The organism is Candidatus Hadarchaeales archaeon (genome assembly GCA_038823825.1).
Lineage (GTDB): Archaea > Hadarchaeota > Hadarchaeia > Hadarchaeales > Hadarchaeaceae > JAVZGN01.
Map to the genome: position 1 here is coordinate 24,572 of JAWBCC010000005.1, position 22,119 is coordinate 46,690.

29 protein-coding genes, 2 tRNA genes, 1 pseudogene and 1 CRISPR repeat array are annotated in these 22,119 nt (G+C 46.3%); of the genes and pseudogenes, 19 read left to right on the forward strand and 13 right to left on the reverse strand.

Annotated elements, in window-relative coordinates; genetic code table 11:
- Positions 1 to 15: 15 nt before the first annotated feature.
- Entirely contained in the window at positions 16 to 1,065 is a 1,050-nt protein-coding gene (locus tag QXF64_05165) for a lysylphosphatidylglycerol synthase transmembrane domain-containing protein (protein MEM1689867.1), read from the reverse strand.
- 35 nt (positions 1,066 to 1,100) lie between these two features.
- Positions 1,101 to 1,175 (reverse strand) — tRNA-Thr (locus QXF64_05170).
- 77 nt (positions 1,176 to 1,252) lie between these two features.
- On the opposite strand from QXF64_05170, the gene QXF64_05175 reads away from it, so the two are divergent.
- The 4 genes from QXF64_05175 to fen all read left to right on the forward strand — a co-directional run bounded on the left by QXF64_05175 (position 1,253) and on the right by fen (position 4,840).
- Positions 1,253 to 1,795: a hypothetical protein gene (locus QXF64_05175; protein MEM1689868.1), complete on the forward strand. Its 543-nt coding sequence runs from the start codon at positions 1,253 to 1,255 to the stop codon at positions 1,793 to 1,795.
- 111 nt (positions 1,796 to 1,906) lie between these two features.
- Positions 1,907 to 3,547 carry a thermosome subunit beta gene (thsB, locus tag QXF64_05180; protein MEM1689869.1) on the forward strand — a complete coding sequence of 547 codons (1,641 nt, stop codon included), beginning with the start codon at positions 1,907 to 1,909 and terminating at the stop codon, positions 3,545 to 3,547.
- Positions 3,492 to 3,770 (forward strand): DNA-directed RNA polymerase subunit K, encoded by a 279-nt coding sequence (locus tag QXF64_05185; protein MEM1689870.1) that lies wholly within the window; start codon positions 3,492 to 3,494, stop codon positions 3,768 to 3,770. Before thsB ends, QXF64_05185 begins: the two co-directional genes overlap by 56 nt.
- Positions 3,771 to 3,811: 41 nt before the next feature.
- On the forward strand, positions 3,812 to 4,840 hold the full coding sequence (fen, locus tag QXF64_05190) for a flap endonuclease-1 (protein ID MEM1689871.1): 1,029 nt from the start codon (positions 3,812 to 3,814) through the stop codon (positions 4,838 to 4,840).
- On the opposite strand, the gene QXF64_05195 is transcribed toward fen, so the two are convergent.
- Positions 4,835 to 5,497 carry a protein-L-isoaspartate O-methyltransferase gene (locus QXF64_05195; GenBank protein ID MEM1689872.1) on the reverse strand — a complete coding sequence of 221 codons (663 nt, stop codon included), beginning with the start codon at positions 5,495 to 5,497 and terminating at the stop codon, positions 4,835 to 4,837. The two genes, fen and QXF64_05195, sit on opposite strands and share 6 nt — an antisense overlap.
- A 44-nt stretch (positions 5,498 to 5,541) precedes the next feature.
- On the opposite strand from QXF64_05195, the gene QXF64_05200 reads away from it, so the two are divergent.
- Positions 5,542 to 5,955 (forward strand): DUF371 domain-containing protein, encoded by a 414-nt coding sequence (locus tag QXF64_05200; GenBank protein ID MEM1689873.1) that lies wholly within the window; start codon positions 5,542 to 5,544, stop codon positions 5,953 to 5,955.
- Here QXF64_05200 and QXF64_05205 read toward each other — a convergent pair.
- Both QXF64_05205 and QXF64_05210 read right to left on the reverse strand, forming a co-directional pair.
- Entirely contained in the window at positions 5,947 to 6,120 is a 174-nt protein-coding gene (locus tag QXF64_05205; GenBank protein ID MEM1689874.1) for a Trm112 family protein, read from the reverse strand. The two genes, QXF64_05200 and QXF64_05205, sit on opposite strands and share 9 nt — an antisense overlap.
- A 4-nt stretch (positions 6,121 to 6,124) precedes the next feature.
- Complete coding sequence (locus QXF64_05210; protein ID MEM1689875.1) at positions 6,125 to 6,781, reverse strand: phosphatase PAP2 family protein; 657 nt, start codon at positions 6,779 to 6,781, stop codon at positions 6,125 to 6,127.
- Between the two features lie 62 nt (positions 6,782 to 6,843).
- Between QXF64_05210 and QXF64_05215 the strand changes: the two genes are divergently transcribed.
- Complete coding sequence (locus QXF64_05215; protein ID MEM1689876.1) at positions 6,844 to 7,596, forward strand: 7-carboxy-7-deazaguanine synthase QueE; 753 nt, start codon at positions 6,844 to 6,846, stop codon at positions 7,594 to 7,596.
- Here the strand turns inward: QXF64_05215 and QXF64_05220 are convergent.
- The gene (locus QXF64_05220) at positions 7,580 to 8,587 is read right to left on the reverse strand and encodes a sugar phosphate nucleotidyltransferase (protein MEM1689877.1); all 1,008 of its coding nucleotides are present in this window, start codon (positions 8,585 to 8,587) and stop codon (positions 7,580 to 7,582) included. The two genes, QXF64_05215 and QXF64_05220, sit on opposite strands and share 17 nt — an antisense overlap.
- 61 nt (positions 8,588 to 8,648) lie before the next feature.
- Between QXF64_05220 and QXF64_05225 the strand changes: the two genes are divergently transcribed.
- From QXF64_05225 to QXF64_05240, 4 genes are read left to right on the forward strand one after another with little or no spacing between them, the layout of a single operon-like run.
- A complete protein-coding gene (locus tag QXF64_05225; GenBank protein ID MEM1689878.1) occupies positions 8,649 to 10,013 on the forward strand; it encodes a signal recognition particle protein Srp54 in 1,365 nt (454 codons plus the stop codon).
- A 37-nt stretch (positions 10,014 to 10,050) separates the two neighbouring features.
- Positions 10,051 to 10,344, forward strand: a complete 294-nt coding sequence (locus QXF64_05230) for a 50S ribosomal protein L21e (protein MEM1689879.1) — start codon at positions 10,051 to 10,053, stop codon at positions 10,342 to 10,344.
- Positions 10,344 to 10,676, forward strand: a complete 333-nt coding sequence (locus QXF64_05235) for an RNA polymerase Rpb4 family protein (GenBank protein MEM1689880.1) — start codon at positions 10,344 to 10,346, stop codon at positions 10,674 to 10,676. Before QXF64_05230 ends, QXF64_05235 begins: the two co-directional genes overlap by 1 nt.
- Positions 10,677 to 10,702: 26 nt before the next feature.
- Positions 10,703 to 11,293, forward strand: coding sequence for a DUF655 domain-containing protein (locus QXF64_05240; GenBank protein ID MEM1689881.1), 591 nt, complete (start codon positions 10,703 to 10,705; stop codon positions 11,291 to 11,293).
- On the opposite strand, the gene QXF64_05245 is transcribed toward QXF64_05240, so the two are convergent.
- Positions 11,265 to 12,677 carry a TrkH family potassium uptake protein gene (locus tag QXF64_05245; protein MEM1689882.1) on the reverse strand — a complete coding sequence of 471 codons (1,413 nt, stop codon included), beginning with the start codon at positions 12,675 to 12,677 and terminating at the stop codon, positions 11,265 to 11,267. The two genes, QXF64_05240 and QXF64_05245, sit on opposite strands and share 29 nt — an antisense overlap.
- Positions 12,678 to 12,751: 74 nt before the next feature.
- Between QXF64_05245 and hxlB the strand changes: the two genes are divergently transcribed.
- The gene (gene hxlB / locus QXF64_05250; GenBank protein MEM1689883.1) at positions 12,752 to 13,339 is read left to right on the forward strand and encodes a 6-phospho-3-hexuloisomerase; all 588 of its coding nucleotides are present in this window, start codon (positions 12,752 to 12,754) and stop codon (positions 13,337 to 13,339) included.
- A 1-nt stretch (position 13,340) separates the two neighbouring features.
- On the opposite strand, the gene QXF64_05255 is transcribed toward hxlB, so the two are convergent.
- Both QXF64_05255 and QXF64_05260 read right to left on the reverse strand, forming a co-directional pair.
- Complete coding sequence (locus tag QXF64_05255; GenBank protein ID MEM1689884.1) at positions 13,341 to 13,712, reverse strand: hypothetical protein; 372 nt, start codon at positions 13,710 to 13,712, stop codon at positions 13,341 to 13,343.
- Entirely contained in the window at positions 13,709 to 13,963 is a 255-nt protein-coding gene (locus QXF64_05260; protein MEM1689885.1) for a UPF0147 family protein, read from the reverse strand. Before QXF64_05260 ends, QXF64_05255 begins: the two co-directional genes overlap by 4 nt.
- A gap of 54 nt (positions 13,964 to 14,017) precedes the next feature.
- On the opposite strand from QXF64_05260, the gene QXF64_05265 reads away from it, so the two are divergent.
- From QXF64_05265 to truA, 3 genes are read left to right on the forward strand one after another with little or no spacing between them, the layout of a single operon-like run.
- On the forward strand, positions 14,018 to 14,341 hold the full coding sequence (locus tag QXF64_05265) for an Sjogren's syndrome/scleroderma autoantigen 1 family protein (GenBank protein MEM1689886.1): 324 nt from the start codon (positions 14,018 to 14,020) through the stop codon (positions 14,339 to 14,341).
- Positions 14,342 to 14,345: 4 nt separating this feature from the next.
- A complete protein-coding gene (locus tag QXF64_05270) occupies positions 14,346 to 14,933 on the forward strand; it encodes a CPBP family intramembrane glutamic endopeptidase (protein MEM1689887.1) in 588 nt (195 codons plus the stop codon).
- 48 nt (positions 14,934 to 14,981) lie between these two features.
- On the forward strand, positions 14,982 to 15,776 hold the full coding sequence (gene truA, locus QXF64_05275; protein ID MEM1689888.1) for a tRNA pseudouridine(38-40) synthase TruA: 795 nt from the start codon (positions 14,982 to 14,984) through the stop codon (positions 15,774 to 15,776).
- On the opposite strand, the gene hsp20 is transcribed toward truA, so the two are convergent.
- Positions 15,769 to 16,323: an archaeal heat shock protein Hsp20 gene (gene hsp20 / locus QXF64_05280; GenBank protein MEM1689889.1), complete on the reverse strand. Its 555-nt coding sequence runs from the start codon at positions 16,321 to 16,323 to the stop codon at positions 15,769 to 15,771. The two genes, truA and hsp20, sit on opposite strands and share 8 nt — an antisense overlap.
- Positions 16,324 to 16,392: 69 nt before the next feature.
- Here hsp20 and QXF64_05285 point away from each other — a divergent pair.
- Positions 16,393 to 16,466: transfer RNA gene (locus QXF64_05285), tRNA-Gly, on the forward strand.
- A 178-nt stretch (positions 16,467 to 16,644) separates the two neighbouring features.
- On the opposite strand, the gene QXF64_05290 is transcribed toward QXF64_05285, so the two are convergent.
- The 3 genes and pseudogenes from QXF64_05290 to QXF64_05300 form a co-directional block, all read right to left on the reverse strand.
- Positions 16,645 to 16,884, reverse strand: a complete 240-nt coding sequence (locus QXF64_05290) for a thioredoxin family protein (protein MEM1689890.1) — start codon at positions 16,882 to 16,884, stop codon at positions 16,645 to 16,647.
- Between the two features lie 35 nt (positions 16,885 to 16,919).
- Positions 16,920 to 17,696, reverse strand: a pseudogene (locus tag QXF64_05295) (permease).
- 24 nt (positions 17,697 to 17,720) lie between these two features.
- A complete protein-coding gene (locus QXF64_05300; GenBank protein ID MEM1689891.1) occupies positions 17,721 to 18,014 on the reverse strand; it encodes a hypothetical protein in 294 nt (97 codons plus the stop codon).
- Between the two features lie 285 nt (positions 18,015 to 18,299).
- On the opposite strand from QXF64_05300, the gene cas2 reads away from it, so the two are divergent.
- From cas2 to cas4, 4 genes are read left to right on the forward strand one after another with little or no spacing between them, the layout of a single operon-like run.
- Complete coding sequence (cas2, locus tag QXF64_05305) at positions 18,300 to 18,587, forward strand: CRISPR-associated endonuclease Cas2 (protein ID MEM1689892.1); 288 nt, start codon at positions 18,300 to 18,302, stop codon at positions 18,585 to 18,587.
- Between the two features lie 45 nt (positions 18,588 to 18,632).
- Positions 18,633 to 19,517 (forward strand): type I-A CRISPR-associated protein Cas4/Csa1, encoded by an 885-nt coding sequence (gene cas4a / locus QXF64_05310; GenBank protein ID MEM1689893.1) that lies wholly within the window; start codon positions 18,633 to 18,635, stop codon positions 19,515 to 19,517.
- Positions 19,514 to 20,533, forward strand: coding sequence for a CRISPR-associated endonuclease Cas1 (gene cas1 / locus QXF64_05315; protein ID MEM1689894.1), 1,020 nt, complete (start codon positions 19,514 to 19,516; stop codon positions 20,531 to 20,533). Before cas4a ends, cas1 begins: the two co-directional genes overlap by 4 nt.
- On the forward strand, positions 20,508 to 21,107 hold the full coding sequence (cas4, locus tag QXF64_05320) for a CRISPR-associated protein Cas4 (protein ID MEM1689895.1): 600 nt from the start codon (positions 20,508 to 20,510) through the stop codon (positions 21,105 to 21,107). The genes cas1 and cas4 overlap by 26 nt, the downstream gene beginning before the upstream one ends.
- A gap of 119 nt (positions 21,108 to 21,226) precedes the next feature.
- Positions 21,227 to 22,064: direct repeats of the CRISPR family, unit length 37 nt; unit sequence GTTGCAGTGAAATGCCCCTGAAAATGGGGATTGAAAG.
- Positions 22,065 to 22,119: the final 55 nt, after the last annotated feature.

The following is a 22,119-nucleotide window of genomic DNA, read 5'->3' on the forward strand; positions in this document are numbered from 1 at the left end:
AGCTCTTAGCACCTCCTACACTTTGCCTTGCTTTTTAATTTGCTTTCGTCTGTTTTCCATTTTCAGCCTTATACCCATATAACTAAGAACACATGCACCTATCGCAGAGCCAATAACGAGGATTATCAAACGGTCAAAGATTGTCGCCAAACCGGCCTTGGCGATGGGAACTTTGGTTAAGACGAACACGGAGAAATATGTGACCTCCACGAGACCGAGACCGCCGGGAAGAAATGGGACCAAGCCGGCGAGTGGAGGAACTGTAAGCCCCAAAAGAAGGGTGATTATGGTAGGCGTATATCCCACACTTCTGAAGACAAGATAGAGCCGACAAAGGTTTAAAATCCAGAAAGTTAGGGAGAGAAAGAAAATTTTCGCAGCCGTACGCCAATTACTGAATACCTTTTGACCAGCATCGTAAAACTTTTTGACATCATGCTTTGATTTGCTTTTACTTCTGTGAAAAATCTTTGAGATCAAGGTGGGGAAGAATTTGCTGAGAAATTTTTCCCCGATTCTGCGCGGAAAGAAGTAAACCATCGCCAAAACTAAGGTTATAATAGAAGTCGACCAGGCAGCAATTATTGCGAGTCTCCAGCTAATGATTTCGAAAAGAGCGAGCAAAAGTCCAAGCATGAAGAATGAAGCGGAAATCGTAAGCTCGACTACATATTCTGAAACCGTTGCTGCTAAACTGTGTGAGATTGGTATGTCCTCGCGTTTCCTCATGAGATAACTCCGCACTATCGGATCTCCAGCAACATAGGAAAGCGGAGTGATATTTGTTATAAATATGCTACCCAGGATTACCTGCCACGTCTTTAAAACGCTTATTCTCACGCCTGAAGCTGAAAGAGACACCTTCCATCTGAGAGATATTATGAATGTTCCAAGAAGATAGACTCCTATTGCTCCAAGAAAAAACACCAAGTTCAGGGTTGGAAGTGCCTCGGTTATTTTCCTGAAATCTACGGCGCTTGCCAAAAACCTGAAAAAAAAGAAACCCAAAATAATCGCCACAACTAACCATAGGGCCGTCCTACTACCTTTCAAGGTCTCCCTCAAATACTTTTCACTAAAGTTTTTTGAGCTTTTTTAAGAGCCGCCGGTGGGATTTGAACCCACGATCTACCGCTTACGAGGCGGTCGCTGTAACCAGGCTCAGCTACGGCGGCTCCGATTCTATTTTACTTGTAGTTCTGAAATATATCTTGCCCTACTTTTTATTAGAGAAAACCGAAAGAAAAAGAAGATGAGAGAAGAGACGAAAAAACAACTCGTTTGGCTCTTTGTAATCGCTTTCTGGACGCTGGGGTTTTTCTTTTCTAGATGGAGTAATCCTCCTGCTTTCGCCAAGGAAATCGGGAGATCCATCAGTGTACCACTTTCTGGAGATGCCTGGCTTCCGCTCGTCTACTTTCCCCTGACGGTCGTGGCATCATTTGTTCTCGCACAGCTGTTTTTCGGCGGCGGCATTATTTTCATGTTTTTCCGAGGGGTTTGGGATTCCACCGTGTTTTCTCGGTTAGAAGCTATTGTGGCGGAAACAAACCTCATATCTATCCAGTATGGCCAACTGTGGACGATGTTTTACTATCTCATGATTTTGGGATGCAATTTGCCGCTGTGTCTCTGGGCCGCACAACTTGGCGCTTCTCAATCCTTGAAAGTCTTAGAAAGGTTGCAGGGAAAGCTTGTGAGACCATCAGAAGAAGTTCGATGGAAAATGCTCATGCTAATCATTGCTTCCATCGTACTTGCAATTCCATCTTCCTTGGCTATTTCATATGCGTGACCCAGGGCCGAAGAAAAATTTAGTTATATATTTTGAAGCTCGTGCGTAAAGCTTTTAAATCGTCCGGTTTTCTTTATTCAAATGGATAACTTGGTAATGAGGTGGAAGTAGATGGCTAGCCAGCTTGCTGGAACTCCAATCCTGATCTTGCCTGAGAAAGTTCAGAGATACATAGGTAGAGATGCTCAAAGGATGAACATAATGGCGGCCAGAGTCATTGCGGAGGCTGTCAGAACCACCTTGGGTCCAAGAGGGATGGATAAGATGCTTGTTGACAACCTCGGGGATGTCACAATCACAAACGATGGGGTAACCATTTTGGATGAGATGGACGTAGAACATCCGGCTGCGAAGATGATGGTTGAGGCCTCCAAAACACAAGAAAATGAGGTCGGGGATGGAACTACCACGGTTGTAATTCTGGCTGGCGAACTTTTGAAGAGAGCAGAAGAACTACTCGATCAGAACTTCCATCCAAGCGTTATAATTTCCGGATACAGGAAAGCGGCCGAATATGCATGCAAGGTGCTAGAGAAAATAGCCAAACCCGTGACGAAAGACGATGATGAGACGCTCAAGAAAATTGCTCTAACGGCACTGAGCAGCAAGGGGACCGAGGCTAAAGGAGAAAAGCTCGCCGATCTGTGTGTGAAAGCTGTGAAACAGATTGTCGAGGAGGCAAACGGAAAGATTGAGGCCGACATAGATAATATAAAAGTCGAAAAGAAAACCGGTGGGAGTTCCGCAGATTCTCAGCTCATAACCGGAATCATTCTTGACAAGGAAGTTGTGCATCCCGGTATGCCAAAGAGAATAGAAAAAGCTAAAATCGCTCTGTTAAACCTTGCGCTGGAGGTTAAAGAAACAGAAACTGATGCGAAAATAAACATAACTTCGCCTGAGCAACTGAAAAGCTTCATGGAAGAGGAAAGACGCATGTTGAAGGATATGGTTGACAAGATAAAATCCGTAGGTGCAAACGTTGTGTTCTGTCAGAAGGGAATTGATGATGTCGCGCAACACTATCTCGCGAAGGCCAAAATATTGGCCGTTAGAAGGGTAAAGGAATCTGACATGGAAAAGCTCGCAAGAGCAACTGGTGGAAAAATTGTAACAAATATAAAGGATCTTACCCCGGCCGATCTGGGCGAAGCTGAACTTGTTGAGGAGCGAAAGATTGCTGGAGAAGACATGGTGTTTATCGAAGGATGTAAGAATCCGAGATCTGTGAGTATCCTGGTCAGGGGCGGCACGGAACACGTTGTTGACGAAATCGAAAGAGCCGTGCACGATGCTTTGTCTGTGATTTCCGCATCGATTGAGGATGGGAAAATAGTGGGTGGAGGTGGAGCTCCAGAAGTAGAGGTTGCCAAAGAACTTAGAAAGTTTGCTGACACCGTGGGGGGAAGAGAAGCGATAGCAATCAATGCTTTTGCAGATTCACTTGAGATCGTGCCAAAAACGTTGGCGGAGAACGCGGGGATGGATCCGATTGACATTCTAGTCAAACTGCGTGCTGCACATGAAAAGCCAAACGGAGAGGTCATGGGACTGAATGTCTTCACAGGAGAGATCGTAGACACTGTGAAAGCTGGGATAATTGAGCCAATTAGAGTAAAAGTGCAGGCGATCAAATCGGCTACTGAAGTTTCCGAGATGATTTTGAGAATCGATGACGTGATTGCTGCCGTAAAACTTGAAAAGGAAGAAAAGGAGAAAAAAGAAACAAAGCCACCTACTCCAGAATTCTAAACTAAAAGGGGGTCACAATATTTTTCCAGAAAAATACACGAGATATGAAAAAGCCAGAATAATCGGCGCCCGAGCTCTTCAGATTTCCTTAGGTGCACCGATTTTGATCAACCCTCCAAAAGGAATAACAGATCCTGTGGAGATAGCTCTCTACGAATTCGAGCAAGGGGTTATACCCATAACGGTTATTAGAAGATTACCCGACGAGAGAATTCGCACATAAGCAGCAAACTAAAAAGTTAGACTCGTGATATTTTTTCTGAGATGGGGGTCCAGATTTCAGACATCGTCCCGGCAGATGAAGTACTCCTCGAGGAGCTTAGAGGGAAAACTATTGCTATAGATGCGATGAATTTTCTCTATCAATTTCTCTCAATAATCAGGCAGAGAGACGGAGAGCTTCTAAGAGACTCCAAGGGAAGGATAACCTCTCATCTCTCCGGACTTTTTTACAGAACAGCAAACTTCATCGAGCTTGGAATAAAACCGATTTATGTATTTGATGGTGCTCCACCAATTCTGAAACTCAAAACCGTTGAAGAGAGAAAAATGGCAAGAATCGATGCTGAAAGGGAATGGAAAAAAGCCCTTGAAGAAGGTCGGATAGAAGAGGCAAGAAAATTCGCACAGCGGGCGGGAAGGGTCGATGAAGAAATGATTAGGCAGGCAAAAACGTTGCTTGATTACATGGGCGTACCTTGGGTTCAAGCTCCGGGCGAGGGTGAAGCTCAAGCAGCCCGGATAGTTCAAAGGGGAGATGCTTGGGCGGTTGGTAGTCAAGATTACGATGCTCTTCTGTTTGGGGCACCGAGACTCGTGAGAAATCTAGCAATAACCGGAAAGAGAAAGCTGCCTGGGAAGGATGTTTACATCGACGTAAAGCCTGAGATAGTAGAGCTTGAGAGAACTCTTAAAACATTGGGGATAACGAGAGAGCAACTTGTTGGAATAGGGATTTTAGTTGGAACCGATTACAATGAGGGAATAAAAGGCATAGGACCGAAAAAAGCACTTGCGCTCGTCAAGCAGTACGCTTCTTTAAGTGAACTTTTGCAAACCGAGTTTGCTGAGAAGTTTGAGGTAGATCCATTCAAGGTGGCTGAAATATTTCTCAAGCCGGAGGTTACAGACGACTACGAAATCAGAGAAAAAAAACCAAATCCAGATAAGATAAAAGAGTTCCTCTGCGAGGAGCATGACTTCTCGGAAGATCGAGTAGAAAAGGGTATAGAGAAAATCACAAAAGGTTTGGAGAAATCCACGCAAACTTCGTTAGAACGCTGGTTCTCATAGCCGTTCCTTCCATCCATATTCGCCTATTAGCGGGACAAACGCACATCCTCCATATTCTTCTGTTTTCAATTTTCCGTTTTTCTTTTCAAGAACTGTCCAAGTCTGAAACATCTCGTGTCTGCCTAGCGGAAGTCCCATTTTCCCGCCCTTTGCTAGTTGTTCTATGAGGGGACGTGGAGGCTCTGGAGCACAAGCCGTTACGAGTATTCTATCCCATGGAGCTTCCTTCGCGTAACCGAGAGTTCCATCACCGAGGACGATTGAAACATGAGCGTAACCTGTGCGTTTGAGGTTATCCTTCGCGAAATTGGCGAGTTCTGGTATTCTTTCGATGGAAACAACTCTCCCGTTTTTTCCAACGACCTCCGCCAGCAGAGCTGCGTTGTAACCTGAGCCCGCGCCTATTTCGAGCACTTTCTGGTTTGGCTTAAGGTCAAGCGTTTCCATCATTATCGCAATCATGCTTGGAGCGGAGATTGTCTGCCCGTACCCGATCGGTAATGGTTGATCGGAGTATGCGTATTCGCGCAGTTCTTCTGGCACGAATTCGTGTCTCGGAACTTTGCGGAAAGCCTCGATTATCTTTGGAGTCTTTAGATATCCAAGTGAGATGAGGGTTTTGACAAGTCTCTCCCTTTCGTTCTCAAAATCAAGCATTCAATAGTTAAATCTCCCTTCTCCTCTAAAAAATTTGAAGTCTGATGAAATGGATAATCCGCGCTAGAGGTCATCCAAACATTACGGCAAAACATCCAACAACGTTCATGTTGACGATGGAGAAGGAGATCGGTCCGCGTGCGGATTGTGTTGTTGGAGTGCAAGCTGAGACCGGAGCAGCTGGACTTGACCAAAATTTGAAGAAACTCTTGAAATCCGGAGCTACCGTCAAGCTCTTGATCTCCTGTGGGGGGGTTCGTGAGGAAGTCTTGGCTAAAGGGCATCCCTCCCTCTCTTTCGACCATCCAACCGATATCGTCGTCAGAAAAAGTTCGTACACATGCGGGCGGACTATTGCTATCTTGGCGGACAAGGGGGCAGCGGATTTTTCCAGAGAACTTGTCGAAAAACTGCAACATCCAAACGAAGTTTTGCTGACGATAGAAATCTTACTTTAGTTCCAGGATTTCTAAGAGGTCCTCTGGCAAAAGATAGGGAATACCATCGATTATGGGATACTTACGGCCACATTTCTTACAGATCAGATTATTTTTCCTCTTCTGCAGATCTCCCTTGCAAACGGGGCAAACGATTATCTCTAGAATTTTTCGATCCAATTTCACAAACTTACATCTCTCCTGGTTCAAATATCTTTTTTCCCAAATTTGTCTTCGCGAGGAATTTGACCGCCAGATATCCGGCAAGAGAGTAACCCATTCCCCCCACAATATCCTGCCAGTAGTGCTCACCTAGATATATCGTTGAGAATGTCAGAAGAATAAACACGATGACCCAAACTGCAAAAATTCTCCTTCCGTATGATCTGACAAAAAGAGTTGCTGAGAGAGAGTTTGCCACGTGTAGGCTGGGAAACGCTCCATAAGGATATGGGTTGGCGACCTCGCTTATGCCAAACATTTCGCGTCTGACATCTCTCACACCGTTTACTGCCATCCTCGGAGGTGCAACAGGAAACAACCACCAAGTTAGCATGGAGATCGACTGTACAAAAATAAAAACCGCCAAATATCTTTCTAGTCTTGGTGCATCCCTCTTCAGAAAAATGTAAATTCCGGTTCCGTATATCATCATAATGTATCCGAGAGAATAGACCAGAAGCATAAAGATGTCAAAGTAACGGGAGGATAGGCGATCTTGGAGAAAAAGGACATCTTCGCCGCCGAAAGAATGCGGGTTGACTGGAGAAGGAAGCATTCGTGGGACGATTTCATAAATGGCGGTTGCTATGGCTAGAAGAAGCAGTAGCTTCAGGATTTTTCTCATGGAGGATACCTCAAAAACTTTGATGCTCGGAGTTTTAAGTTCTAGTGTAGATTTGCAGCTTGATGAAAAGCGGATACGTTGGGGAGATTTTCAGCTCCATACAAGGGGAAGGTCTATATGTTGGAAGAAGGCAGGTTTTCGTTAGGTTTGCCGGGTGTAATCTTTCATGCGTCTACTGTGACACCGTTAAGTTCAGAAAACCGGCGAAATATTGTAGGATAGAAAAAGCCGGAAAATCGGAAATCCGCAAAAATCCGATGAAATCGGTGGAAATTTTTGAGGAGGTGCTCAGACTTGCAACACCTGACATCCACTCCGTGTCCCTGACTGGCGGGGAGCCTCTTATGGCGGCAGAGCTGGCGGGAGAAGTTGCCAAACTCTGCAAGAAGGCCTCTTTGCCGGTTTATCTGGAAACCAACGGAAGTGTGCCTGAGGCAATGAAAAAAATCGTGAAGTTTATAGACTACGCCTCCATCGACGTAAAGTTGCCAGAACACAAATCTGTTAAACCTGGAGAATGGGAATCCCTCTTCAAAAAAGAACTCTCCTGTGTGAGGATCGCCAGAAAAAAAGCTGAAACTTTTGTGAAAATTGTGGTTCTGCCAAACACAAAAGAAACTACGATTTTTTCGGTTTGCAAAGAAATCGCAAATCTGGATGTTCCCGTGGTCATACAGCCGGTCACACCTGTTGGGGAAATCAAAGAATTTCCGAGAAGAGAATTCCTCTTGAAGCTGTCTGAGGCAGCCGCCCTCGCCGGGGTTAAAGATGTCGCTATAATTCCGCAGGTTCACAAGTTTATCGGCTTTCGCTGAGACTTTCGACTCTGATTAATAGCATGTCCTTTTCGGATCTGTTCGAAATTCTCACGGATACTCCTGCTGGAATAGGCATCATGTCTCTGCTTCTTATGAGCTGTTTTCTTTCGCCTACCTCTACTTCCCCGATTCCGTCAAGAACAAAATAAAGTTCTTCCTTTTCGCTCTTGCGCTCCATCGTACCCCCGCTCCGCAGAATGATTAAGGTGAGTAGAAATCCCTCGACCTGACGAGAAACACAAACCATCTTCTCAAGCCTTTCCGTTATCTCTCCCTCTCTGAATATCCTTACGTAACTCCTGTGCGAGATGTCATACCAGTCGCCGGTTATAAGGAAGCCCTTCACCTTCTCTCCGCGCTCGAGAAGATGCTGGATGAAGAAACCCGGAGCGTCTCGCTTTCCGCCAGCGCAGTATTCTTTCAAAATTGGGAGTGTGTGTCTGGGGAGAACGTACATGCCAGTCCCGACGTACTTGCTTAAGGGTGGAGAGACTTTTTCTTTGAAATCATGAATATAAAATGTTCTCGAGTGTGGTGGATACTTTTCGCAGCCGTCAAAACGAACGGTCGCCATCTCCTCCGGACGTAAATCTGGATTTTCTCCTGCGTAATATATTCCGACGAGAGTCTCGCCGGTGAAACTCGACACGAATTCTCTCAGATCGGAAGAAAAATAGTTGTCCGCACAGAGAACTATGACGTCATCGTCTATTCCGAGCTCTGAGATAGCATTCGCCAGACCGGAAAGAGCTCCAGGTTTTTCCTCCTCTCTTGTGGCTTTTTCAACAACCACCCTCGGAAACTCCGTGAAAAAATGTTCAAATCTTTTGTTGACGGTGATTATGGGCTCTATCCCAATCGCTCTGAGTTTATCGACCAGATGACTTATCAACGTGTCCCCCTCGACGACGAGCAGGGGTTTTGGAAAAATATCTCCAAGAGGGCCCAGACGTCTGGCGAATCCGCCAGCTAGGATTATTGCTTCCATCTTTCCATATTTCTACGAAAGGTTTTATTTGCTTAACTTATAAACGTCCGAACAGCAACTTTTGGCTGGAGTCTACATGGTTCTGGAAAAACTCGGAAAGTCTCTCCAAGCAGCACTACAGAAGCTGTCTAGGAGCACATATGTGGATGAAAAGGCTGTTAAAGAGCTTGTAAAAGACATACAAAGGGCGCTTCTTCAGGCTGATGTTGACGTGAAGCTCGTTTTGGAGCTGACGAAAAAAATCGAGAAGAGAGCGCTGGAGGAGAAGATACCGCCTGGACTCAACAGAAGAGCTCATGTTGTGAAAATCGTTTTTGAGGAACTGTCGGAATTTCTCGGAAAGCCATCAAAATTCGAGCTGGAGCCCGGAAAGACAAAAATCGTGATGATGGTTGGACTCCAGGGTAGTGGTAAAACTACAACGGTTGCAAAGCTTGCCACCTACTTCAAAAAGAAGGGATATAGAGTTGGGGTTGTTTGCGCAGATACGTTCAGACCGGGGGCTCTGGAGCAGCTACTCCAGCTGTCCGAGAAAGGCGGATTTGAGGTCTTTGGTGACCCAGCGGAGAAGGATTCCGTGAAAATCGCAAGAAATGGAGTTGAACATTTCAAAAAGTCGGGTTGTGATTTGATCTTAGTTGACACGGCTGGGAGACACAAGAAAGAAAGTGAACTGATGGAGGAGATGAAAAGACTGGCGGAGGAGATAAAGCCTGACGAAGTTATGCTCGTGATAGACGGAACGATCGGCCAGCAGGCGAGGGCACAGGCAGAAGCATTTAACGCTGCAACCTCGATCGGCTCCATCTTCATTACAAAGCTTGACGGGACGGCAAAAGGTGGTGGCGCGTTATCGGCAGTCGCGGCGACCGGGGCAACGATAAAGTTCATCGGGACTGGAGAGCACTTGGACGAAATCGAGCCTTACGAGCCCTCAAAGTTTTTGGCTAGACTTCTAGGAATGGGAGATCTGGAGACGTTGCTCAAGCGTATAGAGGAAATCGTTGAAAAAGAGAAGATAAAGTTTCCTGAAAAGAAAGAGCTGGCGGCCGGCAAGCTCACGCTACGAGATGTCTATCAACAGCTTGAAGCGTTGGAGAAAACCGGTCCGCTAAGGAAAGTCATGCAGATGCTTCCGGGGTTTGGGTCCTCGATACCGGAGGAGCAGTTTAGAGTTGGAGAAGAAAAACTCAAGAAATTCAAGGTTATCATGCAGTCGATGACGAGGGAGGAACTGGAAAACCCGAGAATCATAAATGCTTCGAGGATAAGGAGAATTGCACGTGGGTCTGGGACATCTGAAGCAGATGTCAAGGAACTTTTAAAGCAGTATGAGATGATGCAGAAGATGCTCAAGACCTTTGCGAAAGGCAGAATTCCGAAAACCGGACCATGGGCAAAACTTTTGAAGAATCTTGAGGGTTAAATAAGACCGCACGATAGGATAAAAGGGAGGATTTGAGATGCCACGCAGATCAAGGGGTTTGAGAAGCAAAGGGAGGGGCATATTCACGAAGAAGCCCAGAATGCGGGGGAAGTTTTCTGTGGTAGAAGCCACTCGCGAGCTCCCGCTCGGATGCAAAGTAAGCATTCTGATAAATCCTACCATTGTGAAGGGACAACCGCACCACCGCTACCACGGTAGGGTGGGTATAATAAGAGAAAAGAGAGGAAGAGCATATATAGTGGAAGTGAGGGATGGGGGGAAGATAAAGAAATTAGTCGTGGGGCGCGAACATCTGAGGATGGTGGCGTGATGATCGGGAAGAGGATAATTAGGGAGACTCCTATAACCATTGCGGAGGCTTTGGAGATTTTGGAGGGTGAGGGAGACCGGCTCGAGGCCTCCCAGAGGATGGCCCGTGACTATGCGCAGAAGTTTGCAAAAATAGATGGGAAAACGGCCCGACAGATAAAAGAGGAGCTTTTGAAGCTGGGTAAACTTTCCGAACGCCAGATCGTGATGCTCATCAATTTGATGCCAAAGCGAAAAGAGGAAATCGAACTTCTCTTCGCAAAAGAGCGGGTCAGGCTGGAAGACCAGGACTACGAGACAATTCTTCAAACACTAAGGAGATTTTCTGAGTAAGCGGTAGCAAAAGAGGGTGATACCTTATGATTGACAAAAAATATGAGGATAGAGGGATAGTGCTGGATTTCCTTCCACATGGTAGCCCGAAAGACCCAAGGCCTGTGCACCTGAGGGAGCCGATTGCGCAGATAATCGGTGACACATTTTTTACCCTGCTGGAGGTGGTTCCGTTCAAGGGCGTAACTCTTCAGCTGCAAGAGGTCGTAAACATTGGAAAAGAAGGCAGAGACAAAATCGAGAGAATAAAAAGAAGAATAGGTTATGAAGATTTGACTTCGGTTGCGAGGGGAGAACTTCCGACGGCGATAAGGAAGATAGTCACGAAAAATCCACAGCGGTTTCTAGATTTCTTCAACAAAGCTGGACCTATAACTTCCAGATTTCACGCTCTGGAACTCATTCCCGGAATAGGCAAGAAGTTGATGTGGACGATTCTCCAGGAAAGGGAGAAACAACCTTTTCAGAGTTTTGAGGATCTCGAGAATAGGATTAAAGGAATACAAAATCCCATAGAGATGATAGTTAAAAGGGTAGAGCTGGAGCTGCAAGGTGGCGAAAAGTATCTTCTTTTTGTGAGAGGATCCCCTAAAAGGGAGACTTCCTCTTTTGCCTAGCCAAAGAAATCATATAGCTGAAAAGTGCGAAAACTGGCAAAATCTCGAGCCTTCCAACCAACATCTGAATTGTGAGGGAAATTTTGCCAGCGATATGCATGCTTGCCGAGGTTATTCCGACCGAGAGCCCAACATTTCCTTGAGCTGACGCGGACTCAAAGATCGAATCCAGCGGGGGATTGCCAAGATACATTAGAACTCCGGCTCCTATGAACATCACTAAAATGTAGATGAAAATGTAGATCAGAATCTCCATTATTTCCTTCTCGGTGTATGTGTATCCTGCCAGCTTGACGGGAACTACTGCTCTATCGGGCAGAAAACTCTTCTTGAGCATCCACTGAAGCGTTTTCCCTAAAAGGATGATCCTCATGAGTTTTATCGCACTGGAGGTCGAGCCGTAGCTACCGCCGATCATCATCAAGATTATTAGGAGAACTTTGGCTCCTTCGCCCCATTCTCGGATGTTTGCCGTGGAGAAGCCGGTGCCAGTCAGGGCTGAGGTGGTCTGAAAAAGGGAGTCAGTCCATCCGACGGCTTTTGCGAGAAGAAGAGTGGAAACCGCGATTATTATCAGCATGGACCTTGCCTCTATGTTCCCGAAGAATTCCCGGATATCCAAGCGTTTTCTGAAAACCCTATCATGGACGGTAAAGTTTGTTGCTCCCCATATCATAACGATTAGGATGACTAGTTTGACTGACAATCCATAAGCCGCGAAAGAGTTGTTCTTCACGGAAAATCCTCCAGTAGCGATTGCTGTCATCGCATGATTGACGGCTTCGAAAAGTGAAGAGTTCGGCCAAGAGGCAAAGTAAAATAGAATTACTCCCAAAACTGTGAGAATCGTATAAATCTTCCAGAGGGCTCTCGCGGTTTCCCTTATGTTGGGCATTATCAGAACAGGGTGAGCCTCGGCGAGATATATCTTTCTGTGAGCTCGACCGAAACCTAAGGCCGCTGTGAGGAAGAGAACCATCACCCCCAGACCGCCAACCCATTGAGTTAAGCTCCTCCACAGAAGTAATGTTCGCTCTATGTTTTCCACATCCTTTATCATTGTGAGACCTGTTGCGGTAAGGCCCGACATGCTCTCAAAGTATGCGTCGACAGGAGACATGCGAAGTGTTGTGATGAACGGAATTGAAGCGAAAAACGAAAACACAATCCAGACTATTGCTGTCAAAACCATTGTTTCTCCGAGGGTCATCTCTTCTTCAGGCTTCGATTTCCTCTTTATCAAAAATCCGAGGAAAAAACAAGAAAGAGATGTTAAAATGAATGAAGGCATAACCCAGAATTCGTTGAGAAATGGAGCAACGAATGCTGGAGCAAGCATCACAACGGCGATAATCCACATAATTTGGCCTAAAAAGTATATCATGACATTCACCGAGCCAAATTATAGTTTATGCGTCATTTTTTAAAGACTGGTGACTAGAATTTTTGGTGAAAGAAATGGAGGATACTTTAAAAGCAATAAACGAAATCACAACCTTTCTTCAACAGTTGCCTTCGAAGCTAAAGAAAAAAGAGGTCGATGCTTTTGTCGAGGTGCTCATTGGGGCTAGAAGGGTTTTCGTTGCGGGAGCTGGGCGCTCCGGACTCGTAGCCAAAGCATTTGCTACGAGATTGATGCACTTGGATCTGGATGTCTACGTGGTTGGGGAAACGATTACTCCGGCGATAAGGCCTGGGGACATCTTGATCGCCATATCTGGTTCTGGTGAAACCGATCTGATCATAGAATCGGCAAAAATTGCGAAAAGAATAGGGGCGAAGATAATCGCTATAACATCCTATCCGAACTCAAGTTTAGCCAAGACTGCTGACCTCGTCGTGACGGTTCCTGGGAGAACGAAGGTTGCAAAGACGACAAGGTTTATGAGAAGGGAGCTGGCTGGAGAGCATGCATCACTTGCGCCGCTCGGCACTCTCTTTGAAATCGGAACCATGGTTTTCTTAGATTCGATCATTGCGACGTTGATGAAGCGGCTGGGGAAGAAGGAAGAGGATCTAAAAGCAAAACATGCGACGATAGAGTGAATCAAGAAGAAATAATTCGGCGAATCAAAGAAAGCCAGGCGGAGAAGTAGCCCTTCTCTCGCTCGGATATGAATGGTTTTGATATGTGCTCTTCCAGGTCTTTCTCGAGTCTTTTAAGGAATTCTAAATCTGGCTTGTTTTCCAGAAGTTTCCAAACTGCGGAAAAAGTTTGATTTCCTTCTATGGCTGCGAGCATTCCTTCAAGAGCATGTAGTATTCCCCTTTCAAACTCGCTGTTAACCTTGGCCAATTTTTCTTCTAGGACAGCACGAGCTTGCTTCAAATCTCTCTTCTTCAGTGTGGAGAGAAAGATACCTATGTCTGTGTCATCCATCAAGCCTGAATATGTTGTGTGTCGAGCTTCTTCTGTCATCTTATAGTCTCCAGTATGCTGAGAGCACTCCAGAGTTGAGTCCTCGCGTGTACCGGCATGTTTGGATCTTCGCTTATTTCCTCGAGGAGGATTCTTGCTGAGGCGGCCCGAACGGTTTGATCCTGTTTTTCATCGAGAAGGATGTTCTTGGCCTCATTTGCCGTTCTTCTTATATTGCGGGGTACGCTCATGTCTTCGCTTATTCTCGTCATTATTTCAACAACCTGCTTTATTTTATCCTCGAACGTCATGGTTTATCACCTGCTAGTAGACTTTTAGGTTTGCTGCTCATAAGGATTTTTCGGATGAAGGATATAAAGGAAGAGCAAGTCACAAAGATTGCCGAATTTCTCCTGGCCGGAGGAAAGATGTTGGGAATACACTGCGGAAAATGTGGAAGCCCTCTTTTCGAGAAAGAGAGTAAAATCGTTTGCCCGCTCTGTGGGGAGATAGCCGGACGGAAGGAAGAGACTGCGCCAAAGGCGATGGAAAAGGTCAAGAATGTTTTGGAGAAGAAACTTGTAGAGTTGGCGGAAGAACTGGAAAAGGAGAGCGATCGGGAAAAGATTATGGGAATTCTCGATAGAATAAAATCCATCCTTGAGACCTTAGAGCGTCTCGGGAGATAGAGAAATGCTGGAGTTTCTAAGGATTATCGCCGGCGGTGTTATCATAGGTGTGATAACAGGAAGAATTTTAGCCGAAAATCCCACGCACGTAAACAGACTTAGACCGAGCGTTTGGAAGAAAAAATTACAGCAGATGAGCAAAAAGAAACTGGTTGGACTACTCGGTTGGTCTGCTCTAACTGTTTTCCTGTGTTTTATCGTTACGGGAATCGTTGGAGGACTACTTGAAAACGCAAACATAAGAGTGGTTAGACCGGAGGCAGATTTGACGAGAAGGATTGCTGAAGTTTCAAAGATCATGTTTTTACTTTTTGCGATTCTCTTTCCGATTTTGGAGGAATGGGTCTTTAGAGGGATCTTCATCGATGAGCTGCTGAGGCTAGGAGTATCGAAGTTTGAAGCCGTCTTCGTTCCAGCTCTCACCTTCGCAACCTTCCACCTTTCGAACCCCGGAACGGAACCTGCGATAATTCTACTTCTGCTTCCGGCCGGTCTGCTGCTTGGAGTATGTTATCTAAAGGCCGGTCTTTCCGGGAGCATAATCGCACACTCTTCCTACAATTTTCTCATCTTTGTGCTGAATTATTTGTAGAAGCATAACTCGCTTAATTTTGCTCCAAAAAATTAAATGAGGGAAATAATGAGACATGCTTTTCTTGTCGCGTATGAGGGGAGTAACTACTACGGGTTCGTTAGGCAGCCAGGAGGAGTGCCGACTGTCGAGAGTGTTTTGCTGGGAGCGCTGAAGGATTGCGGGATCTTCACGAATCTCAAGGAGAGCAGATATCAAATAGCGGCTAGAACGGACAGGGGTGTTGGGGCGCTTGCACAAGTTTTAGCGATGAACACCCTCAAGACCCCCGAAGTGGAGGAGATCAATTCAAGGCTTCCGGAGGATGTTGTAGTGCTCGGCGTTGGTGTTGCGGATAAGGATTTCAACCCGAGAAGAGATGTCGTCGCGAAACATTACAAATACGTGTGCGAAGTACCGGAAAACTTCAACGTGGAGATTGCGAAGGAGGCTGCCTCGATGCTTGTCGGTAAACACGATTTCAGATTTTTCTGCGCAAGGGAAAAGGGGAAGACGACAGAAGGGAAAATCCTGCTCGCGAGAGTTGATGTGGGAAAGCATCTCACGTTCGATTTCGTTGCGCCGGCCTTTCTCAGGCAGCAGGTCAGGAGAATGGTTCAGGCTTTGCTTGAGGTCGGAATCGGAGTGATCGACCTGGAATATTTTTCAGATGCTTTAAACGGAAAGGTTACCAGGTCTTTCAGGCCTGCTCCGCCAGAAGGGCTTTTTCTGGCAAACATCACCTATCGTAGACTTCTTATCCCGAGGGATGAGAAAGCGGTCGAGAGGTTTGTCTCATTTCTGCGTAAGAAAGGAGATCTCCGAGCACGCGCAATGATCGAAGTTCTTTCAGGACTCACCTAATTTCTATTCTCTCTCCCTTCTCCTCCTCTTTCAGCCGCTTTAGGGTTACCTCGAGTATCCCGTCGGAGTATGTCGCATCAGCGCTCTTCGGATCGACCTTTGCCGGAAGGTCTATTTCCTTGTAGTATTTTCTTTCAGGCTTGTCGACCGAAATCGTTAGTTTGCTCTCTGTTGCGTAAAGTTCTATGTCTTCTCTCTTTACTCCGGGAAGTTCTGCCGTTACTTTAACGAACTTTGGTGTGGTTACGACATCGACGATGGGCTCTCTCACTTCGCTGGGCGCGAGGAAAGGACCTTCCGGTTTAACATTTCCGAATGTCCGGATCTTTGGCACGCCGTCTGGGCCGATCGTCATCGAATATCCATAGACGATGGGTCCGAAGGTTCTGATTCTCGTGCCGTCCGGGAGCTCCTTTTCTCTGAAGAGTTCCTTTGGTGCTCTCGCTGAAATTTCTTTGAAAATGTTCTCGAACATCCTATCCATCTCCCTCATGAAACGTCTGAAGTATCTCGGCCAAGGCCATTCATCGTCTTCCCAGAATTCCACATTTCTCACCCGATTAGTTTTGTCGAATGGGAAGTCTATTAATCTTTTTGCGGTATTAGATTAAAGATGGCGGCCGTGGTCTAGCCTGGTCAGGACTTGGGCCCTCCAAGCCCACGACGCGGGTTCGAATCCCGCCGGCCGCACCTCTCCGATTGCTTGAATTCCTCAAAGCCGTTTCTTCTCACAATCTCTGAAAACGGTCAGATGACAAATAAAACCAGAGATGAGAAAACCGTAAACAGCCCCCTAGTCCAGACCATAAAGGTTGATTGGGCGATTTTGGAAAACCTGTTCCTTTTCTCAAACGTTAGTGGTTGCCCATCATTTGGAGCTCAGCCACTTCTTTATCTCCTCTACCTCCGGAACCCTCCCGGCCACTTTCAGCTTTCCGTCCACCAACACAGCTGGACTATCCGTGATTCCCCTTCTCAGCATTTCCGCTGGGTCGTAGATGGGCGTTATTTCTGCTTTGATTCCCAGCTCCTTCACCGCCTTTCTGCAATTTTCCTCTGTTTTCTTACACCTTGGGCATCCAGCTCCGAAGATTTCAATTTTCATCATTCTTTTCTCTATCCCTCCCGGGTTAATATAAGAATCTATCCTCCGGTTAATATAAGAAAAGTGAAGCCTGCTACAGTGGCCCATAGGATCGCTAACAGAGCGTAAGTTATCACGGTCTTCCATCCCACTATCCTTGAGACCCCTATCATGGAAGGTATTGAGGACATGGGGGCACCGAGGAGGAAGGCGAGGGCAGCGCTTGGGGACATCCCGGAGTCCAGCAGAGCCTTCACGAAAAACACTTCCACAAGTGTTGGAGTATAAAGTGGAACCCCAATCATGGCCCCAAGGATTATGCCTAAAGATCCTGTTAAGTAAGTTCCTGTCACCTCTTTGGGAAGATATGCGTCTATGAAGCTTACCACCGCTACTCCGACAAGCAGGTAGGGGAGGACCATTCTCACAAGAGCGTATGCATCATGCAATGAGGCCACAGATTTTTCACAAAAGCTTCTTTTTACGGCTTCCTCGGCTTTTGTGGTGGAAATCCCCGCGAACTTCTCCTCCACTTTCTTGGCCCAGCCCGTTCTGGACGTTATCAGGCCGATGAGGATGGCTCCAACAAAAGCTGAGGTGAAGCGAGCTCCAGCCATGACGGGTGAAATGATCTCAGAAGTGAACAGAATGGCCAGAAAGTTTCCGGCTGGAGCCATCAAGAGAAAGGTCAAAGCTGGCCCAATGCCCGCTCCGGCTGCCATTATGCCTCCGAAGATTGGAATCATGGCACAGGAGCATACGGCTAGGACTGGGGCGAAGAAGGCGGCAAGAACGTAAGACCTAAGGCTTTTGCTGGAGAGATAGCTCTTCATTTTTTTCTCTTGGGACGAAAGCCTCTATCATGCTCCAAGCATGAAGGCGAAGAGGAAGGCTCCCCACGCTCTCGTTAGATAACTGGCGAGATATACGAATGGGATGAGGATGGGGTGATACGATCTGAGGTCTCCGTACTTGTAGGAAGGCACGAGCGGATGTCCCACAACTCTGTGATAAACTATGGTGAAGAGACCGAATAGGAGGAGGAACCAAGCGAGCGCGGCTAGAAGGGTCTTACGGTTGGGAACTCTCATGGAATGTCTGAAGCATCTCGGCCAAGAGCACTCATCGTCTTCCCAGAATTCCACATTTCTCACTCTCGATTAGTTTTGTCAAATGGGAGTCTATTAATCTTTCTAGCGGTATTAGATTAAGATGGCGGCCGTGGTCTAGCCTGGTCAGGACTTGGGCCCTCCAAGCCCACGACGCGGGTTCGAATCTTGACAGCCACCTCCTAGTAGCTTGATTGACCCGAGTTTTTGTGATCTGTCATCCTGCTTAGTGGAGTCTTCGTTCTCGTTTCCTCGGAAAGTCGCATGAATTTAAACCGAACTCCTGATTAATTTAGCCATTAGACTTCCTGATATTAATTTGGTGAGTTAGTGCTTACACTCGTTATCTACGACATAAGCTCGGATGACATCAGAACAAAGCTCGCCAACCGTCTCTTCGACTATGGTCTTCAGAGAATCCAATATAGTGCTTTCAAGGGGGAACTGAACGCTCACGATAGAGAGGTTCTAGTAAAAGAACTCCCGAAATTTGTGGAAGGAGAAAGAGACTCGATCTATGTAATCCCCTTGTGTGAGCGCTGCGCGAGACTTTGTAGAATCGTTTCTGAAAAACCTATCCCTTCTCTAGCAGAGGAAGACAGAGTAAAGCTTGTGTGAAAAACAAAAAAAACCTGGAAGGCGAGCTTTATAGGGAGGAAAGAGGTGGTATTCTTTCTCTCTGCCCAAGAGCACAAACTCCTCCTAAACCGAGTCCTCCCTCTGGCGAGAGAGGTAGGAGTAACACCAGAGCTTAGAGGGTGGAACTGGTGGAAGGAACCGCTGAAGCCATACTACTCGGAGCGCATCTCTATGTTTTCCGTCTGCGGCCGGTTCTGCCCCACGGCGAGAGATGTGTATTTAATGTACGTGGAAAGAAAGCAGGGAAAACTCACGCATGAGATATTGCTGGGAGCTATGGCACACAATCTGCTGGAATACTTGTTTGGGTATTGCAGACAGGGAAAATTTGATATAAGCTTTCATGAATGGTGGAAGGGAGAGCTGGAAAAAAGAGGAAAGTTGGAAAATGTTGATGTTCTTCGCTCCTGCTTGGAACCCCTCTGGGAGTTGGTACTAAGCCAAGCGAGGGCTGCTTATCTGGAAACAAAGACTGCTCATCCTTACGCCGACGAGCCTCATGCGCTGGCAGTGGCTCTTCCCTTCCTGGTGGAGCACAAGCTCGACGGAAGGCTGCTAGGACTGAGCGGCACGTTGAGCGTTGACTGTTATGATTATTTGCGCCACATCATCTTTGACGTGAAAGTTGGAGGACCTCCGCGAGACTTTTATCGACTGTATCCCACTGGCTATGCTTTGGTTTTTGAGAGCCTTTACGAGGTTCCAGTGGACGTGGGGTGCTCCATCCATGTGAGCTTCAGAAACGGGAGAGTTGTGGTGAGTCGAGATATCTTTTTCATCAATGATGATCTTCGGAACTGGTGGGTTGAGGAGAGAGATCGTAAGCTGGAGCTTGTGGCTCAGAAGAAGGATCCGGGTAAAGCCAAAGAATGTGCCTCTAGCTGTATGTTCTTGGAGGTCTGTGAATGAGGTTGGTGATCGACGGATTTGGGAAGTTCTTGGGAAGGAAGGGGGAAACCATCGTGGTGAAAGAGGATAGAAAGATTGTGGCACGTCTTCAGCCACAAGAGCTAGAGCAGGTAATCATCTCTGGAAAAGGGACGATTAGCACGGATGCCCTTAGGTTGCTAGCGGAGCATGGGGTGGACGTGTTGATCGTGGACTTTAGGGGCGAGGTTAAGGCAAGACTTTCTTCTCCTGAGATGAGAACTGTAAGTACCCGAAAAGAGCAATACTTGGCCTACGGAGATCGGAGAGGAATCGAAATTGCCAAAGCTGTGGTGAAGGCAAAATTAAAAAACCAATCCGCCGTTCTCCAGACCTTAGCCAAAAAAAGGTTAGAGACTGCGCCCCCCTTAGCGGAGAAGTTGCGGAGTGCTGCTATGGAAATATTAGAGCTACTGCCAGCACTAGAAGCTTTAAGGGGAGAAAAAGTGGAAGAGATGAGAGAAAGAATAATGAACATAGAGGGGAGAGGAGCCCAGTTCTACTGGGAAGCCCTCTCAAGGATTTTTGAGGGTTGGGGTTTTGAGGAAAGAACCGGAAGGTACGCTCATGATCCCATAAATGCTATGCTCAACTACGGCTATGGCATCCTTCTAGGAGAGGTATGGAGAGCTGTTCACTATGCGGGATTAGATCCTTACGGAGGTTTCCTACATGCCGATAGACCTGGAAAACCGAGCTTAGTTCTGGATTTGATGGAAGAGTTCAGACCTCATTTGGTAGATAAAATGGTGGTAGGAATGGTAAGCAAGAGAATGGTTTCTAAAGAAGATTTTGAGATAGTGGACGGAGTGTGTCAGATGAAGGAGAAGGCTAGGAGGTTATACCTCCAAGAACTTCTCGGGAGACTAGAGGAAGAGGTAAGGTTCGAGGGTCTGAGACTCACTTGGGGGAGGCTCTTTTTTCATCAAGCGAGGAAACTGGCTAAATTCTTAAGAGGCGAACTGGATAAGTATGAAGGATTCTGGCAGCGCTGGTGAGATAAGCGTCTGGGAGGTTTACCAGTATTTCTATTGCCCTAGGAAACTTTACTTCATCAGAAAACTGGGATTGTACCCTCCTGAGAAAAGAAAGATGAGACTAAGCGAGGAACATCATAGAAAAGAACCCGAAAGAATTAAACGGAGACACGCCCTCTATGGTTTTTCTGAAAAAGAGGTAGAAGAAGTATTGCACGATCTTCTTTTAGAGGATCCCGAGCTGGGGTTGTACGGTAAAGCGGACACCGTCGTGAGACTGAAAAGCGGTGAGGTTGTGCCCGTGGATGTGAAGTACTCAGGTTTGCCCTACGTCTCTAGGGCTTGGAGAAAACAAATGGTGGCCTATACCGTGCTGCTCGAGAGAATTTTGGGCGTGAGGATCAGAAGATGCATGATTTACCTTTTACCCTTACGACGCATCTTTTGGATAAACATTCTTCCAGAGGACAGAGAAGCCCTCAGGAAAGATCTAGAGAAAATGCGGAAGATAATAACTTCAGATCAAATTCCGAGGCCGGCTAGTCCTGAGCACTGTGGGTACTGTGAAGTAGCGAAATTCTGCAAAAGAGTGTAGTTTCGGTAAAAGGCGAAACTTTGTGAACTTCTTTATAAACCCCCTATGCAAAAATCGAAGTTCACAAAGTCTTCACATAGATTTTTAAGGAAAGTCGGCCAAAAATGAAAAGAAGAGCGGTTGCAGTGAAATGCCCCTGAAAATGGGGATTGAAAGCAATAAACCACATGGTTAAATCCGATCGTTCGAAATGTTGCAGTGAAATGCCCCTGAAAATGGGGATTGAAAGAAAAAATCTTTGATATTCTCTTCTCCAAATCTCTCGTTGCAGTGAAATGCCCCTGAAAATGGGGATTGAAAGATCACTGTACTGACGTATATCCTGCACTTCCGTCCAATGTTGCAGTGAAATGCCCCTGAAAATGGGGATTGAAAGTTTCACCCCATACCATACTGAACACTACCACTATTTGTTGCAGTGAAATGCCCCTGAAAATGGGGATTGAAAGATCTCTATCCTTGCTTCTATTCGAACGAATGGTGGATGTTGCAGTGAAATGCCCCTGAAAATGGGGATTGAAAGGAGTTCGTCCCTTCATCATTCTTGAAGAAGAAAATGTTGCAGTGAAATGCCCCTGAAAATGGGGATTGAAAGTCTTCGAGCATCTTTCCGTGATCGATTCGAGAAACGTTGCAGTGAAATGCCCCTGAAAATGGGGATTGAAAGTTGATTGAGGGAGCATGAATCTAGGCATCAATATCGTTGCAGTGAAATGCCCCTGAAAATGGGGATTGAAAGGGGCTATGGTTTCAGCGTGGAAAAAATAACGGTCTATGTTGCAGTGAAATGCCCCTGAAAATGGGGATTGAAAGAGCTATTGCGTCCCGATAATATTGCCTTAAAAAGTGTTGCAGTGAAATGCCCCTGAAAATGGGGATTGAAAGCGATATGACATTATTCGAGATGCCATTAAAGTAGAGTTGCAGTGAAATGCCCCTGAAAATGGGGATTGAAAGCTTTTACTTCTTTTTGTATTAAATCGGAAAGAGAACGTTGCAGTGAAATGCCCCT